This window comes from Polymorphospora sp. NPDC051019, assembly GCF_040683055.1.
In the GTDB taxonomy this organism is placed as follows: domain Bacteria; phylum Actinomycetota; class Actinomycetes; order Mycobacteriales; family Micromonosporaceae; genus Polymorphospora; species Polymorphospora lycopeni.
In genome coordinates this window covers 92,009-109,096 of sequence record NZ_JBFBCH010000006.1, presented here as the reverse complement: position 1 = coordinate 109,096, position 17,088 = coordinate 92,009, and the positions used below count along the sequence as shown (strand labels likewise).

Sequence of the window (17,088 nt, the reverse complement as noted above, 5' to 3'; positions counted from 1 at the left end):
CGCTCAGCCGAGCAGGTCGGCCAGCGCGCCCGCGAGGTGCGGGTGCCGGAACGTGAAACCGGCCGCGGTCAGCCGCGCCGGCACGGCACGGCGGCCGGTCAGGGCCAGCGCCGGATCGGTACGCAGGAACACCGCGCCCAGCTTGACGGCGGCGGCCGGGGTGGGCGGGGCGGGCGGCCGGCGCAGCACCTGACGCAGGGCGGCCATCAGCTCGCTGTTGCGTACAGGGTTCGGTGCGGTCGCCAGCAGCACCCCGTCCGGTGCCACCGCCTCCGGTGCCACCGCCTCCGGTGCCACCGCCTCCGGTGCCACCGGGGCCGGTGCCACCGCCTCCGATGCCACCGTCTCCGGTGCGCCGTCGGGGCCGGCCGGGTCGCCCAGGCTGTGGCGCACGATGCGCAGCCAGTCGTCGACGTGGATCCAGCTGAACCACTGCCGGCCGGTGCCGACCCGGCCGCCGAGCCCGAACCGCACCAGACCGGTCAGCCGGTCCAGCGCCGGGGTGTCCCGGTCGAGCACGATGCTGGTCCGCAGCACCACCCGCCGCCGTGCGGGTACGTCGACCGCGGCCGCCTCCCAGGCCCGCGCCACACCGGCCATCTGCGGCGGGCCGTCGGCCTCGGGCGACTCCTCGGTCAGGAGTTGTTCCCCGGCGTCGCCGTAGATCGCCAGGGTGCTGGCCTGGATCCACACCGGCACCGGCTGCTCCAGCCGGCGTGCGGCGTCGGCCAGGGCCCGCGTCGGGGCCACCCGGGACCGGGTCAGCAGTTCGACGTTGGCGGCGGTGGGGCGCCGGTCGACGAGTTCGCCGGCGAGGTTGACCACCGCGCTGCCGGCCAGTTCGCCGGCCCAGTCGCCGACGGTGGCCCCGTCCCAGGCGACCTGTCGGTGCGGGCCCCCACGCGGCCGGCGGGTCAGGACGACGACCTCGTGCCCCCGGGTGGCCAGGTCCACGCACAGCCGACGTCCCAGAGCACCCGACCCACCCGCGACGACCACCTTCACGGCATGATCCTAAAGAGGGTGCGGCGGGAGCGGTGTCCCGCGCGCTGCGACCAGCCGCCCGCCGCTCCGGAACGGCAGCGAGGTGCGCGGGACGTCCCACCTGACCTCGCCGGGCCGGGCGTCCACTTCGGATCGAGGTACGGCGGCGCGACGAGCGGCGCCCCACGGACCGGCCCGGTGCGGCGGGCCGCCCACCAGACAGTGGTGAGGCAGCCGGCGCGCTGTCCGATCAGGACAGCCGGGTCGTCGTCGGCGACGACCGCCCCGTGCAGGCGGCCACCCGGGCGTCCGGGTCGAACGGTGGGCCGGGCGGATGCGGCGCCCGCCGGCCGGCCGGCGGCACCGGCGCGCTGCCCCCGGTCGGACGGCGGTTCGCCCGCCGCCCGCCGCCTGTCGCATGTCGTCTGTCGTCAGGCCGCGGGGGTGTCACTGTTCGAGCCCACAGCGAATTCGATGTGCGTACGCCGAATTCGCTGTGGAGCCGAACACCATCCATGCGTTCCCGCCCGATTCGCCGCGATCACGGGGTGGCCGCCGGCAACCGGGTGGCCTAGTGTTCGGCGGGTGGTGACGGTGCGGCTGGAACCCATGACCGATGACCAGTACCTGCGTTACCGGCAGCGGGCCGAGGTGACCTACGCGGAGCACATCGTGACGTCCGGTGCCATGCCGGAGCCCGAGGCCCGGAAGAAGGCACGCGACGACTACGACCGGCTGCTGCCCGACGGTATACGCACCCCCGACCACCATCTCTGGGCCGGGTACGACGGCCCCGACGAGATCGGCATGCTGTGGCTGCACGTGGAGCGGAGGTCCGACGGACCGCACGCCTTCGGATACGACTTCGAGGTACGCGAGGACCTGCGCCGCAAGGGCTACGGCCGCGCGATGATCGAGGCGGTCGAGCAGATCTGCCGGGACCTGGGAGTGCGCTCCATCGGCCTGAGCGTCTTCGGCTTCAACCTCGGCGCGCGGGCACTCTACGAGCAGATGGGCTACGAGACAACCGCCATCCGCATGCACAAACGCCTGTAAGCCCCACCCGGTCTCCCGTGCCCACCGCGCCCCTTTGACACCCCGTTGATCAAGGAGAAGTTGAGCGACAAAAGCCGCGAGTCCGGCACACCTTCGCCTTGATCAACGCTCCCCACCCGCACGCGCGTCCACCCCGCATCCGCACGCGCGTCCACCCCGCATCCGCGCGCGCGTCCACCCCGCATCCGCGCGCGCGTCCACCCCGCATCCGCGCGCGCGTCCACCCCGCATCCGCGCGCGCGTCACGCCCCGTGCGCCTCGCCCGAGGGCCGGGCGGGCCGCCCGGGCGGTCAGGCGTCCGGGCTGCGTAGGTGCTGGGCGACCCGCTGGTCGTGTGGGGAGCGCGCCTTCCGCATCTCGTCGCCGGTGCCCAGCCCGTCGTCGGCGGCCGGATCGAGCGGTACGGAGCTGCGGATCTGGGAGATGTTGTCGTACGTGCCGAGCGGAAGCGCCCGCAGCAGCCGTACGACTTCACCGCTGCCCCTGTCCCGGGCCTCGCCGTGCGCGACGATCTGCTCCTTGGTCGCCGGGAAGTCCAGGTCGTTCAGGATCGCCCGCACGTCGGCGAACTCTTGGCCAGCCATCCGCTCGCTCACCGTCCTTCCCTGTCTGGTCCGCCGGCTACCCGGAAGCGGCACGAGGAAACCTGGCACGGGACCCGGTGGCGCGCCGCAGCCGGGCGGACCGGACAGGTGGCCTGTCACCGGACCGGCACGCGGCTGTCAGGGCCGCGGTTGCGCGCCCAGGTCGGCGGCGCTCAGGAGAAGGCGCTCAGGAGAAGACGTCCTCCTGCTCCTTGTGGTAGTCGACGACCCGCTCGTGACGGCCCTGCGCGACGTCGTGGACCCACGACGGGTTCGCCAGCAGGGCCCGGCCGAGCGCGACGAGGTCGAACTCGCCGGACCGGTGCCGTGCGGCGAGCGCGGCCAGTGAGCCCGGGTGGTCGGCGGCGGGGTCGAGGGTGGTCCGGCGCAGCCCGACCGAGCCGACGGTGATCGTCGGCAGGCTGGTGAGGCGCTTGGCCCAGCCGGCGAGGTTCAGCGGTGAGCCGGCGAACGCCGGTTCCCAGAACCGGCGGCCGGACGCGTGTAGCAGCGTGGCGCCGGCCGCCACGAACGGCGCGAGGATCGATCCGAGTTCGGTCGGGGTGTCGGTGATGCGGGCCGCGTAGTCGCGTTCCTTGAACTGGGAGAACCGTACGGAGATCGGGAAGTCGGGTGCGGTGGCGGCGCGTACCGCGGCGACGATCTCGGCGACGAACCGGGCCCGGTCGCGGGCCGGGCCGCCGTACCGGTCGGTGCGGCGGTTCGTCGCCGGCCACAGGAATTCGTCGAGCAGGTAGCCGTGGGCGGCGTGGATCTCGACGCCGTCGAAGCCGAGCCGGTGGGCCAGCCGGGCCGACGCGGCGAACGCCGAGACGATGGTGTCGATGTCCGACAGGGTCATCGCCCGCCCGCGTGGTGCTCCGTTCTCGCGTACGCCGGACGGGGTCCACGCCGGCCGGCCGTCCACCGGTTCCCGTTCGCTGCCGAGGTGCCAGAGCTGCGGGAAGATCAGGCCGTGTTCGGCGTGGACCGCCTCGACGACCGCCCGCCAGCCGGTGGCCGACTCCGGCACCAGCCTGGGCACGGCGCTCTGGTGGCCGGCGCTGGGGTGGCCGACGTACACCCCCTCGGTGACGACGAGGCCGACGCCGCCGGCCGCCCGGCGCCGGTAGTAGGCGGCCACCTCGGCGGTCGGGACGCCGTCGGGGGAGCGTAGCCGGGTCATCGGCGCCATCACGAACGGGCTGCGTAGCCGCAGGCCGGCGACGGTGGTGGGGGCGAAGAGCAGGGTGTCGTCCGGGGCGGGTGCTTTCGCGGTCACGGTCGTCATGCCGGCAGACTAGAACCTGACATTGACGTCAAGGGCAAGTGTGAGGTGGGAGCGGTGCGGATCGGCGAACTCGCCACGGCGACCGGGGCCAGCGCCCGGTCCCTGCGCTACTACGAGGAGCAGGGGCTGATCACGAGCCGGCGCAGCGCCAGCGGGCAGCGGCACTATCCCGAGGCCGCGGTCGGACGGGTACGGCTGATCCGGTCCCTGCTGGCCGCCGGCCTGTCCAGCGCGACCATCCACGACGTGCTGCCCTGCATCGCCGACGAGAGCATCCGGACGCCGGCGCTGGAGGCGCGGCTGCGTGCGGAACTGGCCCGTATCGACGGGCAGATCCGCGAACTGCGCCGTACCCGGGACACCCTCGCCGAGGTGATCGCCGACTACCGCGTCTGACCGGCGCGGCGGGAAGCACCACCGCGGGGTGCCCGTCGACCAGTTCACCAAACCAGGTTCCTAGGACGCCCTACGCGGTGTGACGGCGGTGAACCAGCAGTCACCATCCTCAGCCCATGGTCGATCCATAGCCGATCCATGGATGCCCACTCCACGATGTCTGCGGCGGTGGTCGATCAAGGAGGTTCCCGGTGGCAGGTCTCGACTGGGTGGCGGGACGGCTCCCGCGTCGGGTGGGCGTCGGCACACTCGTCCTGGCCCTGGCGGTGACGCTCGGGCCACCGGCCCCGGCGGCCGCGTCGCCGGCCGACCGGGGGAGCGGAGCCGGCGGCACGGGGACGCCGGCCGCCCCCGGCGGCGCGGCGACCGAGCGGGCGGCGCTGCGTACGGCCGCCGCGACCGGGCAGCGGGTCGAGGTGACCGGGCTGCGCACCGAGAGCGAAGAGGTCTATGCCCTGCCGACCGGCACCCTGCTGATGCGCCAGTACGCCCGGCCGGTCCGGGTGAAGCGGGCGGACGGCTGGGTCCCCGTCGACACCACCCTGCGTGGACGCGCCGACGGCACCGTGGCGCCGGTCGCGGTCCCGGTCGACGTGTCGTTCTCCGGCGGCGGGCGGGCGCCGATGGTCACCCTGCGCCGCGACGGCGGATCCGTCGCCCTGGAGTGGCCCGGTGTGCTGCCCGAGCCCGTCCTCGACGGCGCCACCGCCACCTACCCCGACGTGCTGCCCGGCGTCGACCTGCGGCTCACCGCCTCGGTGACCGGGTTCTCCGAGGTGTTGGTGGTCCGTACGCCGCAGGCGGCCCGCGCCCCCGAACTGGCCGACCTGCGGTTCGCCGTACGCGGCGACGGCCTCGACGTACGCACCGACCGGGGCGGCAACGTCCAGATCGTCGACGCGCGCGGCGCGGTCGTGTTCCACGGCCCGACCCCGACCATGTGGGACTCCGGGCGGGCGGCCGACGGTGCGGCACAGCGCGGCGGCCCGGCACAGCGTGGCGGTCCGGCGACCGTGCCGGCCGACACCACACCGGCCGCCGACGTCACCGAGGGCGGCACCCGGCCCGGCCCCGGTGCCCGGGTCGCCGCGATGGACGCCCGCGTCACCGGCGGCGCCCTGGCCATCACCCCCGACCGTGCCCTGCTCACCGGCCCGGACACCCGCTACCCGGTCTACATCGACCCGTACCTGTCGTACGCCGGCACCCGGGCGGCCTGGACCCACGTGTCGAAGGTCTTCTCGACCACGTCGTACTTCAACGACTCCGGCACCGCCAAGGTCGGCTACTACAACGACCCGTACGCCTACCCGACCGTCGACACCTACCGGGCGTTCTTCCGGATGAACACCGCCGCGCTGGCCGGCAAGACGATCGAGAAGGCGACGTTCAACGCCTTCCAGACGCACGCGTACTCGTGCACCAAGCGCGAGGTGCAGCTCTGGCTGACCGGCGCGATCGGCGCCGGCACCACCTGGAAGAACCAGCCGGCCTGGACCCGCAAGCTCGACGCGGTCACCGCCGCCAAGGGCTGGAGTTCGAGTTGCCCGGCCGGCGGTGTGGACCTCGACGCCACCAGCGCGGTCCGCGAGGCGGCGGAGAAGAAGTCGGCCACCGTCACGCTCGGCCTGCGGGCGGCGAGCGAGTCCGACACCAACGGCTGGAAGCGGTTCCGGAACAACCCGGTGCTGGAGGTCGAGTACAACAGCGTGCCGTCGGTGCCGACCGGGCTGAAGACGCACCCGGCGTACGCGTGCGTGAACACGGCCGCGGACGCGCCGCGGGTCGCCAGCCTCACCCCGACGTTCCTGGCCACGCTGGTCGACCCGGACAGCGCGCTGCAGAACGTCCGGGGCCGGTTCGAACTGTACGACGGCGACACGCTGCTGTGGGAGCACGTCACGACGTTCCGGCAGGCGGGCGCCGTGCAGGCCACCGCGCCGACGCTGACCGACGGCAAGGTGTACCGGTGGCGGGTGCGGACCGAGGACGGGCTGGCGGACAGCGCCTGGTCCGGGTTCTGCCACATCGTCGTCGACGCGACCGCGCCGAGCGCGGTACCGACGGTGACGTCGACCGACTATCCGCCCGCCGATCCGACGAACCCGGTGCTCGCCGGCGGGGTCGGCCGGCCCGGCACCTTCACGTTCGCCCCCAACGGTGCGACGAACGTCGGCTCGTACCGGTACGCGGTCGACGACCCGGATCCGCAGGGCAGTGTCGCCGCGACCGGAGCCGGTGCGACCGCCACCGTCCTGGTCACCCCGGGGCCGGCGGAGAGCTGGCTGCGGACCCTGTACGTCCGGGCGGTCAGCGTGGCCGGTGTGCCGGGCGCGGTCACCGCGTACGACTTCTACGTGGCTCCCGCCGCCGCGCCGGTCGCCGCCTGGTCCTTCGACGAGGGCGGTGGCACCACGGCGGCCGGTGGCACCCACCCGGCCACGCTGGGCGGGACCGCCGGGTGGACGACCGGCCGGCTCGCCAACACGTACACGGTGGACGGTGACCCGGTCGCGGACCGGACGCTGTCGCTTCCCGGCGGCGGGTTCGCGGCGACGTCCGGCCCGGTCCTGGACACCGGCACCAGCTTCACCGTCTCGGCCTGGGTACGGCTGGACAGCACGGCGGCGAACGCCACCGCGCTGACCCAGCGGGGCGGACACGCGGGCGGCTTCCAGCTCTACTACTCGACCGGGCACGGCTGGGTCTTCAACCGGCACGGAAGCGACGTGACCGCGCCGACGATCGTGCGGGCGGTCTCCGACCGGCCGGCGCGGGTCAACCGGTGGACGCATCTGGTCGGGGTCTACGACCGCAGCGCCCAGCAGATCCGGTTGTACGTCGACGGTGCGCTGGCCGGCCAGGCCGCGTACACCACGCCGTGGCAGGCGACCGGGCCGCTGCAGTTCGGCCGGCTCTGGTACGACGCCGCGTACCGGGAGCACTGGCGGGGCGGGATCGACGACGTGCGGGTCTGGCAGCGGGTGGTCTACGCCGACGAGGTGGCCGGGCTGGCCAACGGGCCGGCGGCGCTGGCCGCCGACTGGGCGATGGACGAGGGCACCGGCACGTCGGTCGCGGACGTCTCCGGCCGTAACAAGACGCTGTCGCTGCACGGCGGTGCCGCCTGGACCGCCGACCACACGGGCGAGCCGGGCACGGCGCTGGCGCTGAACGGGACCACCGGCTACGCCTCGACGGCCGTCTCGGTCGTACGCACCGACGGCAGCTTCTCGCTGTCGGCGCGGGTCCGGCTGACCGCCGACCGGCAGGCGGTGGTGCTCTGCCAGGAGGGGAGCCGGGCCTGCGCGACGACGCTGTACTGGTCGAGTTCGCTGTCGCGCTGGGTGTTCAACATGACCAGCGCGGACTCGGACGGTCCGACGTACCTGCGGGCGATGGCGCCGGCCGCGACCCCGCCGGCGGAGGTGCTGAACCGCTGGTTCCACCTGGTCGGGGTCTACGACGCGGCGGCCGGGCAGGTCCGGCTCTACGTCGACGGCGAACTGGCCGGTTCCGCCGCCCACCCCACCGCCTGGCACGCCTCCGGCCCGCTGCACGTCGGCCGCTCGAAGTTGCGCGGGGCGTACAGCGAGTACTTCCCGGGTGACGTCACCGACGTACGGGTGTTCACCGGCGTGCTGACGCAGGCCGACGTCGACCAGCTCCGCCACCAGTGACCGGTTCCGTCGAAGAGACCGTGGAGGCCGTGATGCCCAGTTCGACCCCCGACCGGCCGGGCCGGCTCCGGATCCGGGCGGCGACCCTGCTCGCCTCGGTGACCGCGGCGGCGGTCGCGGCCAGCCTGCTGGCGGTGCCGGTGGCGGCCGCCCCGCCGGCCAGCGAAAGCCGTCCGGAGTGGACGGTGCCGGCGCCGGTCGACGACGCCCCGGTGCCGGGCCGGGTCGCCGCGGCGACGCCGCTGCCCGCGCCGGCCGGCGACGGGGCGCGGGCGGGTGCCGCCCGGGCCGCGGCACCGGCCGCCGTCGGCACCACCGCCGCGGGCGGTGCCGCCGGGGCGGGGGACTGGAGCGCGACGCCGCTGACCGCGTCCGCCGACTGGGACGCCGGTGACCAGACCGGCAGCTTCACCTGGGAGTATCCGCTGCGGGTCCCGCCGGCCCCGGGCGGGCCGGAGCCGGACCTCGGGTTCGGTTACTCGTCGGGCGCGGTCGACGGGCGGACCGCGGCGACCAACAACCAGCCGTCGTGGGTCGGTGAGGGGTTCGACCTCGGCACGTCGTACGTCGAGCGGCGTTACAAGGCGTGCGCCGACGACGGTTCGGCCGGCACCCCGAAGCGTGGCGACCTGTGCTGGGGCCACGACAACGCGTTCCTGGTCCTGAACGGCACCGTGGCGGAACTGGTCCGCGACGACGCCACCGGCACCTGGCGGCCGCGCAACGACGACGGCTCGCGGATCGAGAAGCTGACCGGGGCGGTCAACGGCGACAACGACGGCGAGTACTGGCGGGTCACCACGGTCGACGGGACCCGCTACACGTTCGGCCTGAACCGGCTCACCGGCTGGACGTCGCAGCGGCCGGTGACGAACTCGGCCTGGACGGTGCCGGTGTACGGCAACAACAGCGGCGAGCCGTGCTACAACGCGACGTTCGCCAACGCGTGGTGCCAGCAGGCGTGGCGGTGGAACCTGGACCTGGTCACCGACCCGGACGGCAACGCGATGACGTACCACTACGTCAAGGAGAGCAACCGGTACGGGCGCAACAACAGCACGACGGCGCTGACCGAATACACCCGGGGCGGGCACCTGGCCCGGATCGACTACGGGCTGCGCGCCGACGCGCTGTTCGCGGCGGCGCCGGCCCAGGTGCGGTTCAACGTCGCCGAACGTTGCCTGCCCAGCGGCACCATCACCTGCTCCGACGCCCAGTTCGTCAAGGCGAACGCCGCGCACTGGCCGGACGTGCCGGTCGACCTCAACTGCGCCACCGGGACGTCGTGCCTGGTGACCGGTCCGAGTTTCTGGAGCCGTAAGCGGCTGACGGAGGTGACGACGGCGGTCCTGGACGGCACCGCGTACCGCGACGTCGACCACTGGGCGTTGCGGCAGGAGTTCCCGCGCACCGACGCGTCGCCGGCCGGGCTGTGGCTGGCCGGGATCACCCACACCGGGCGGGCCGGCGGCACCGCCGCCGTGCCGGAGGTGCGGTTCCTCGGGGTCGGGCTGCCGAACCGGGTGGACGCCGACGAGGGCATCTCGCCGATGGTGAAGTGGCGGCTGCGGACCATCATCTCCGAGTCCGGCGGCGTCACGACGGTCAACTACTCGGCGCCGGACTGCACCCGGGCCAGCCTGCCGACCCCGGACAGCAACACCCGGCGCTGCTTCCCGGCGTACTGGACGCCGGAGGGTTCGGTGAACCCGACCCTGGACTGGTTCCACAAGTACGTCGTCACGTCGGTGGTCGCCGACGGGCGGGTCGAGGGCGTGCCGGCGCAGGAGACCCACTACGAGTACGACGGCGACCCGGCGTGGCACTACGCCGACGACGACGGCCTGTCGCCGGCGAAGTACCGGACCTGGTCGGAGTGGCGCGGTTACGGCCGGGTCCGCACGATCGTGGGGGCGCCCGGCGGGCAGCGGTCGGAGACCGAGCGGCTGTACCTGCGGGGGATGCACGGCGACCGGCTCGCCGCCGGCGGCACCCGCGGCGTCACCGTCACCGATTCGCAGGGCGGGACGGTCACCGACCATCCGTACCTGGCCGGCTTCCTGCGCGAGGAGATCGTCCGCAACGGGCCGGACGGCGCCGAGGTGGAGGGCAGCGTCCACGACCCGTGGAGCCACGGGCCGACGGCGACCCGGGTCCGGTCGTGGGGCACCGTGCACGCGTACGTGACCGAGGTCGGCCGGACCGTGGGGCGGACCGCGCTGGAGGGCGGCGGGTACCGGCGCACCGAGACCGGATACACGTACGACAGCCGTGGCCTGGTGACCCAGGTCGACGACCGGGGCGACGTGACCACGACCGCCGACGACCGGTGCACCCGGACCACGTACGCGCAGAACACCTCGGCCTGGCTGCTCGACTTCCCGAGCCGGGTGGAGACGGTGGCGAAGGCGTGCGCGTCGACGCCGGCCCGCCCGGCCGACGTCGTCTCCGACGAGCGCAGCCACTACGACGGGCTCGCGTTCGGTGCCGCGCCGACGCGGGGGAACGTGACCCGGGAGGAGCGGCTCGCCGCCGCGGACAGCTACCAGACGGTGCGGCGGGCGACGTACGACGCGAACGGCCGGGTCGTCGAGGAGTTCGACGCGCTCGGCAACCGGACCACGACGGCGTACACGCCGGCGACGGGCGGGCCGGTGCGGTCGGTGACGGTCACGAATCCGCTCGGCCACGCCGGGACGACGCAGTACGACCCGGCGTGGGGTGCGGTGACGGCCGAGGTCGATGCCAACGGCCGTCGTACGGAGCTGGCCTGGGATCCGCTGGGCCGGCTGCTGCGGGTGTGGCTGCCGGGCCGGTCGAGGTCGGCCCAGACCCCACACACCGAGTACGCGTACCAGGTGCGTACCGACGGGCCGACGGTGGTGACGGTGAGGCATCTCGACAACACCGGCACCGGCTACCTGACCACGCACACGCTGTACGACGGGTTGCTGCGCGAGCGGCAGGTCCAGGAGCAGGCGCCCGGCGGTGGGCGGATCGTCACCGACACCCACCACGACTCGCGTGGTCTGGTGGTCAGGGAGTCCGACCCGTACCCGGCCGACGGCGCCCCGGCGACGTCCGTGCACCTGGTCGCCGACGCCGCCGTACCGGCGCTGAACGTGACCGTGTACGACGGCGCGGAGCGGCCGACGGCGGAGATCTTCCTGGTCCACGGGGTCGAGCGGTGGCGTACGACGACCGGCCACGGCGGTGACCGCACCCACGTGACGCCGCCGGCCGGCGACACGCCGACGACCGAGATCGTCGACGCCCGTGACAACGTCGTCGAGCTGCGCCAGTATCACGGCGCGACCGCGACCGGCGGCTACGACGCGACGAGGTACACGTACACCCCGGACGACGAGATCGCGTCGATCACCGATCCGGCCGGCAACGTCTGGCGGCGCCACTACGACCTGCGCGGCCGGCTGGTGCGGGTCGAGGACCCGGACCAGGGGACGACGACGTCGACCTACGACGACCTGGACCGGACGGTCACCGAGACCGACTCGCGTGGGCAGACGGTCGTCACCGTCTACGACGCGCTGGACCGGGTGACCGCCACCCACGCCGGGTCGGCGACCGGCGCGAAGCTGACCGGATACACGTACGACACGGTCGCCAAGGGCCAGGTCAGCACCGCCACCCGGTACGTCGGCGGGCAGGCGTACACGGTGGCGACGACCGCGTACGACCAGCAGGACCGGCCGACCGCCACCCGGTACGTCGTGCCGGCGGCGGCCGGGGCGCTGGCCGGCAGCTACGAGTTCTCCAGCGTGTTCAACGTGGACGGGACCCTGTCCCGGTCGACGCTGCCGGCCGGTGGCGGGCTGTCGGCCGAGACGGTCCGGTACGGCTACGACGCGCACGGCCGGCCGACGACGCTGGCCGGCGCGACCAGCTACGTCACCGAGAGCAGGTACTCCAAACTGGACCGGCTGCTGCGCCGGGTCTACTCGACCGGCTCGGGGCCGCGGGTGCTGCGCGACTACGGCTACGAGACCGGCACCGAGCGGCTGGTCCGGGTCGTCACCGAGCGGGAACTGAACCCGGTCCGGGTCGCCGACACCCGCTATGACCACGACCCGTCCGGCAACATCCTGCGTATCGGTGACACGCCGCCGGGCGGGCTGACCGCCGACGTGCAGTGCTTCACATACGACCGGTTGCGCCGGCTGACCCGGGCGTGGACGCCGGGGTCCGGTGACTGTGCGGCGACGCCGTCGGTGGCCGGTCTGGGCGGGGCGGCGCCGTACTGGCACGCGTACACGTACGACAAGGTCGGCAACCGGCTCACCGAGACCCGGTATGCCGCCGCCGGCACCGGCACGCACACCTACCGCTATCCGGCGGCGGGGGCGGCGCAGCCGCACACGCTGCGGGAGGTGGCGGTGCAGGGGCCGGGCGCCCGCACCGACTCGTACGGCTACGACGCGGCCGGCAACACCGTCAGCCGTAACGTCGCCGGGCGCGGCCAGACGCTGACCTGGGACGTCGAGGGCAACCTCGGGTCGATCGCCGAGGGCGGCGCGTCGACCCGGTTCGTGTACGGCGCCGACGGTACCCGGCTGCTGCGCCACGACCCGGACGGCGGCGCCACCCTGTTCCTGCCCGGCACGGAGTTGCGCCTGACCGCCGGCGCGGTGACCGCCACCCGCTACTACAGCCAGGACGGCGAGACGGTCGCCACCCGTAGCGGCGGCGGGGTGCACTGGCAGCTCGCCGACCACCTCGGCACCGACCAGTTGGCGGTCGACGCCGCCACCGGCGGCCTGATCCCGCGCCGGTTCCTGCCGTTCGGGGAACTGCGCGGTGGCACGCCGACCGGGTGGCCGGGGCAGCGGTCGTTCGTCGGCGGGGTCGACGACGATCCGGTTGGCCTGCTGCGGTTGGGTGCCCGCGAGTACGACCCGTCGACCGGCCGCTTCCTGTCGGTGGACCCGGTGATCCTCGAGGACGACCCGCAGCAGTTCCACGGCTACTCGTACGCCAACAACAACCCGATCACCTTCGAGGACGCCGACGGCCTCTATCCGAAGAAGAAGGTCGTCAAGGCCAAGAAGAAGAAGGTGGCCAAGAAGGCCGTCAAGAAGGTGTACAAGAAGAAGGCGACCAAGAAGGTCGCCAAGAAGAAGTACGTCGCCAAGAAACCGAAATCGAAGTACGTCGGCAAGAAGCCCGCGAAGTACAAGGGCGGCAAGCCCACGGGGTACAACGGCAAGAAGGTCGGCAGTCCGAAGGGGACGAAGTACAGCCCGAAACGACCCGCCGCGAAGCCGCCGAGGATTCGCCTCCCCGGCTCCTGGGAGCTGATGGACGGCCGCCACAAGTGCGTCGCCGTCGTGTTCTGCCGGCTCAAGGTCGACCGTCACGTCACCAGGACCTTCAACGACTGGGCGCAGCGGAACAACGAATACCTGGAGATCGGCAACCTGGCCGCGGGCGCCCTGGCCGGTGCCGGCTGCGGCATCGCGGGACCGTGGATCGGTGCCGGCTGCGCCATCGTCGTCGGCGGCGTCTACTTCAACGCCAGGAACCAGTTGCGCCGGGCGGCCGAGGAGAACCAGTGCTGGATCCCGACGACGTTCGGGATCTACGGCCGGGGCAGCGGGTACGGCTGCCACTGACGCCGCCGGCGGTGCGCCTCCCCTCCGCACCGGGGGAGGCGCACCGCCGTGCGTGCCGTCAGCCGGCCGGGTCGGGGTCGGGCTCGTCGGTGAGTGCGGCCAGCGCCTGCCGGGTCTCCGCCAACCAGTACGGCGCGTCGATCCGCTCCCAGATCCGTAGCGCCTGGTGCAGGTAGCCGCTGGCCTGCCCGGGTTCACCCAGGGCGCGGGCGGCGGCGGCGAGGCTGTGCAGCGTCGCCGCCTCACCGAACCGCTGGCCGCGCGCCTGGTAGACCGAAAGGCAGCGGCGCAGCATCGCCGCCCCGCGCTCCGGTTCGCCGAGCCGGATCGACAGGTCGCCGAGCCACTGCTCGGCGTAGCTTTCGGCGAGCCGGTCGCCGAGGCGTACCCCGATCCTTCGGGCCCGTTCGAAGTACGGCACCGCGGCGGCGTACCGGCCCTGGTGGCGGCGGGCCTGGCCGAGGCAGCGCGCGGCACGGGCCTCGCCGCCGAGCCACTTCGCGGCCCGGCTCTGCGTCAGGCACTCCCGGAAGCGTCGGTCCGCGCGCCGCCACTGCCGCCGCTCCATCAGCACCAGGCCGAGCCCGTATTCGGCGTAGGCGACGCCGGCCCGGTTGCCGTCGCGGCGGCTGATCCGGCGGGCCCGGGCCAGGTGCGCCACGGCGGTGTCGTAGCGGGCCAGCAGCCGGTCCAGGTGCCCCAGGCCGGCGAGGGCGGCGGCCTCGTACCCGCGGTCGCCGAGTTCGCGGGCGGACGTCAACGCCTCCTGGTAGCAGGCGTGCGCCCGCCGGTAGCGGTCCTGGATGGTGTGCAGTTCGCCGAGGTCGCGCAGCATGGCCATGGTGGCGGTGCGGTCGCCGGCCCGGCGCGCGGCGGCCAGCACCCGGTCGTGGGTGGCCCGCCACTCGTCGAAGTGGTTGCCGCTTTCGAAGAACGCGGCGATCGAGGTGGCCAGCGCCGCCGCCGGGCGCGGCAGGCCCTCGCCGGCCAGTCGTCCGGTCACCGCCACCAGCGCCTGGCGCTCGGTCTCGAACCAGGCGACGGGGTCGGCCAGCACCCGGCGGACGACCGGCTCCGGCACCGTCCACACCGGATCGTCGCGCAGCACCGGGGCGAAGAACGTCCCGCCGGTGCGGGCGACGGCCCGCTGGGCCAGGTCGAGGTAGCCGCCGTGCAGCCGGGCGGTCGCCGCGGACAGCTCCTCGCGGTGCCGGCGGGCCTGCTCGCGCCCGTACAGCCGGACCAGGGCGTGCAGCCGGTAACGTGGGCCGGCCGGGCCGGCCACCGGGATCAGCAGGTGCACGTCGACCAGTTCGTCGACGACGAGTTCGGCCCGCCGCGGCGTGACGTCGAGCAGCGCGGCGACCGCCCAACTCGCCGTGTCGTCGCCCGGCATCGCCGTGCTGAGCAGGTGGTAGGCCCGCCGGGCGGGCGCGGACAGGCCCTGGTCGGTGGAGGCGAGGGTGGCCCGCACCGCCACGTCGGAGACGGCCAGTTCGTCGAGGCGGCGGCGCTGGTCGCGCAGCGCGTCGGCGAGGTCGGCCAGCCGCCGGTGCGGGCCGGCGGCCAGCCGGGCCCCGGCGATCTGCACCGCCAGCGGCAGGTGACCGCAGCGGCGGACGATCCGTTCGGCGGCCGCCCGTTCGGCCGCGACCCGCTCGCGGCCCACCGTCGCGGCGAGCAGTTCCAGCGCCTCCGGGCCGGTGAACGGTGCCAGCACCACCCGGTAGGCGGTCAGCCCGGCGACGGCGCTGCGGCTGGTGACCAGCAGGGCGCTGCCGGCGACCGGCGGCAGCAGCGGCCGTAGCTGGGCGGCGCTGACCGCGTCGTCGAGCAGCACCAGCACCCGCCGGTCGGCGAGCAGGGTGCGGTAGAGGTCGAGCCGGGCCGGCTCGTCGGCCGGCAGCACGGAGCTGGCGACCCCGAGCCCGCGCAGCAGGGTGCCGAGCGCGTCGCGTACGGACACCGGGGTCGCGTCGGCGTGCCGCAGGCTGACGTACAGCTGACCATCGGGGTAGGACGGCCGGGACCGGTGCGCGAGGTGGGTGGCGAAGGCGGTCTTGCCGACCCCGGCCGGGCCGGTGACGAGCAGCGTGACCGGCCGGGACCCCGCGGTGGCGAGCCGGGCCAGCGCCGCCTCCCGCTCGTCGGCGCGGCCGACGAAGGCGGCCACGTCACCGGGGAGCTGGAAGCGCGGCACCGGGGTGTCGCCCGCCGGGGCCGGGGGTTCGGCCGGCGGATCGGGTTGCGCGGCCGGCGGGACCTTTCGTGGTGCCGTGGGCAGCCCGCGCAGGATCGCCTTGTGCACCGTCCGTAGCCGCTCGCCGGGCTCGATGCCCAGCTCGGTCGCTGCCAGCCGGTGCCCCTCCCGGAACGCGGCGAGCGCCTCGGCGGTGCGGCCGGTGGCGTGCAGCGCCGTCATCAGCTGGGCCCGCAGCCCCTCGTGCAGCGGGTACGCGGCGCAGAGCGCGGTCAGTTCCGGCACGATCTCGGCCTCGCGTCCGGTCGCGAGGTGCGCGGCGGCGAGCAGTTCCGCCGCGTGCAGCCGGCGACGGTCCAGGCCGGCCGACACCTGCCGGGCGAAGCGCGCCGTGAGCCCGTCCAGGGCTGGACCGCGCCACAGCGCCAGCGCGGCCCGCAGCACCACGATCGCGTCGGTGTGCCGGCCCTGCCCGGCCAGCCGCCGGGCCTGTGCGGCGTGTTCGTCGAAGGAGTCCAGGTCGAGGCTGCCGCCGGGCGGGATCCGCAGGACGTATCCGTCGGCGACCGTGTCGACGAGGTCCGGCTGCCCGCCGGCGGCGAGCAGGCGGCGCAGGGCCGACACGTGGGCGTGGATCTGGGCCCGGCAGGTCGCGGGTGGACGGTCTTCCCACAGCGCGTCGACCAGCCGGTCGACGGTGACCAGCCGGCCGTGGTCGACCAGCAGCGCAGCGAGCAGGGTCCGCTGCTTCGGCGATCCCAGCGGCACCGCCTGCCCGTCGACGGTGACTTCGAGCTGGCCGAGGACGCGGAACCTCAACCGGGCCCCCCGACGGTGGTGTGGCCGGCGTTCCGGCGCCGTCCCGGGGAGGTCGTGGTCGAGCCGATCGATGGCAGGGTCACCGGCTGGAGCCTTCCACACCCGACCTGGCCTGCCCAGTGCCGGAGGTCATGTCGGTCGATCCAACATCTGGGATCGAGAGCCGGTCACCCGTACCGCTTCCAGCGACCGCCACTGACCTGCGGTTCCGTGCCGTTTTCGCAGGTGCCGGCGGCTTGTCCGGCGGGTGGTGGCCGTCACCGTGCGGTGGCGGGGCATTGACAGCGCGCCGTCGTTGATCAAAGATCCACTTTGTGCGAAGCGCTCTCCTCACCAAGCGGGGTCACATCGACCTCCTGCGCGTTGCCAGCGCGGCCTGTCGACCCTAGCGTTCGACGCCGGCTCCCCCTTTTCCCGTACGCCCAGAGGCGTATCCCGACCCCGCAGG

9 protein-coding genes are annotated in these 17,088 nt (G+C 74.1%); 5 read left to right on the top strand and 4 right to left on the bottom strand.

What is annotated here, in order from left to right:
* Nucleotides 1-3: 3 nt before the first annotated feature.
* The gene (locus tag AB0M79_RS13585; protein ID WP_364212186.1) at nucleotides 4-1,005 is read right to left on the bottom strand and encodes a DUF1731 domain-containing protein; all 1,002 of its coding nucleotides are present in this window, start codon (nucleotides 1,003-1,005) and stop codon (nucleotides 4-6) included.
* A 588-nt stretch (nucleotides 1,006-1,593) separates the two neighbouring features.
* On the opposite strand from AB0M79_RS13585, the gene AB0M79_RS13580 reads away from it, so the two are divergent.
* A complete protein-coding gene (locus AB0M79_RS13580; RefSeq protein ID WP_364212184.1) occupies nucleotides 1,594-2,040 on the top strand; it encodes a GNAT family N-acetyltransferase in 447 nt (148 codons plus the stop codon).
* Between the two features lie 290 nt (nucleotides 2,041-2,330).
* On the opposite strand, the gene AB0M79_RS13575 is transcribed toward AB0M79_RS13580, so the two are convergent.
* Together AB0M79_RS13575 and AB0M79_RS13570 are read right to left on the bottom strand one after the other, a co-directional pair.
* Nucleotides 2,331-2,624, bottom strand: a complete 294-nt coding sequence (locus tag AB0M79_RS13575) for a DUF2795 domain-containing protein (protein ID WP_364212182.1) — start codon at nucleotides 2,622-2,624, stop codon at nucleotides 2,331-2,333.
* A 187-nt stretch (nucleotides 2,625-2,811) separates the two neighbouring features.
* Complete coding sequence (locus AB0M79_RS13570; protein ID WP_364212180.1) at nucleotides 2,812-3,915, bottom strand: 12-oxophytodienoate reductase; 1,104 nt, start codon at nucleotides 3,913-3,915, stop codon at nucleotides 2,812-2,814.
* A 54-nt stretch (nucleotides 3,916-3,969) separates the two neighbouring features.
* Between AB0M79_RS13570 and AB0M79_RS13565 the strand changes: the two genes are divergently transcribed.
* The 3 genes from AB0M79_RS13565 (at nucleotide 3,970) to AB0M79_RS13555 (ending at nucleotide 13,621) form a co-directional block, all read left to right on the top strand.
* Nucleotides 3,970-4,311, top strand: a complete 342-nt coding sequence (locus AB0M79_RS13565) for a MerR family transcriptional regulator (protein WP_357539760.1) — start codon at nucleotides 3,970-3,972, stop codon at nucleotides 4,309-4,311.
* 191 nt (nucleotides 4,312-4,502) lie between these two features.
* Nucleotides 4,503-7,991: a LamG-like jellyroll fold domain-containing protein gene (locus AB0M79_RS13560; RefSeq protein ID WP_364212176.1), complete on the top strand. Its 3,489-nt coding sequence runs from the start codon at nucleotides 4,503-4,505 to the stop codon at nucleotides 7,989-7,991.
* Nucleotides 7,992-8,023: 32 nt separating this feature from the next.
* On the top strand, nucleotides 8,024-13,621 hold the full coding sequence (locus tag AB0M79_RS13555; protein ID WP_364212173.1) for an RHS repeat-associated core domain-containing protein: 5,598 nt from the start codon (nucleotides 8,024-8,026) through the stop codon (nucleotides 13,619-13,621).
* A gap of 58 nt (nucleotides 13,622-13,679) precedes the next feature.
* Here the strand turns inward: AB0M79_RS13555 and AB0M79_RS13550 are convergent, their stop codons facing one another.
* Nucleotides 13,680-16,640, bottom strand: coding sequence for a BTAD domain-containing putative transcriptional regulator (locus AB0M79_RS13550; protein WP_364212170.1), 2,961 nt, complete (start codon nucleotides 16,638-16,640; stop codon nucleotides 13,680-13,682).
* Nucleotides 16,641-16,954: 314 nt separating this feature from the next.
* Between AB0M79_RS13550 and AB0M79_RS13545 the strand changes: the two genes are divergently transcribed.
* Nucleotides 16,955-17,029 carry a putative leader peptide gene (locus AB0M79_RS13545; RefSeq protein WP_357518584.1) on the top strand — a complete coding sequence of 25 codons (75 nt, stop codon included), beginning with the start codon at nucleotides 16,955-16,957 and terminating at the stop codon, nucleotides 17,027-17,029.
* Nucleotides 17,030-17,088: the final 59 nt, after the last annotated feature.

Bases quoted from the DNA above. Each gene is read 5' to 3' on its own strand.
- AB0M79_RS13570 (WP_364212180.1), bottom strand. From the start codon at position 3,915: ATGACGACCGTGACCGCGAAAGCACCCGCCCCGGACGACACCCTGCTC.
- AB0M79_RS13575 (WP_364212182.1), bottom strand. From the start codon at position 2,624: ATGGCTGGCCAAGAGTTCGCCGACGTGCGGGCGATCCTGAACGACCTG.
- AB0M79_RS13580 (WP_364212184.1), top strand. From the start codon at position 1,594: ATGACCGATGACCAGTACCTGCGTTACCGGCAGCGGGCCGAGGTGACC.
- AB0M79_RS13555 (WP_364212173.1), top strand. From the start codon at position 8,024: ATGCCCAGTTCGACCCCCGACCGGCCGGGCCGGCTCCGGATCCGGGCG.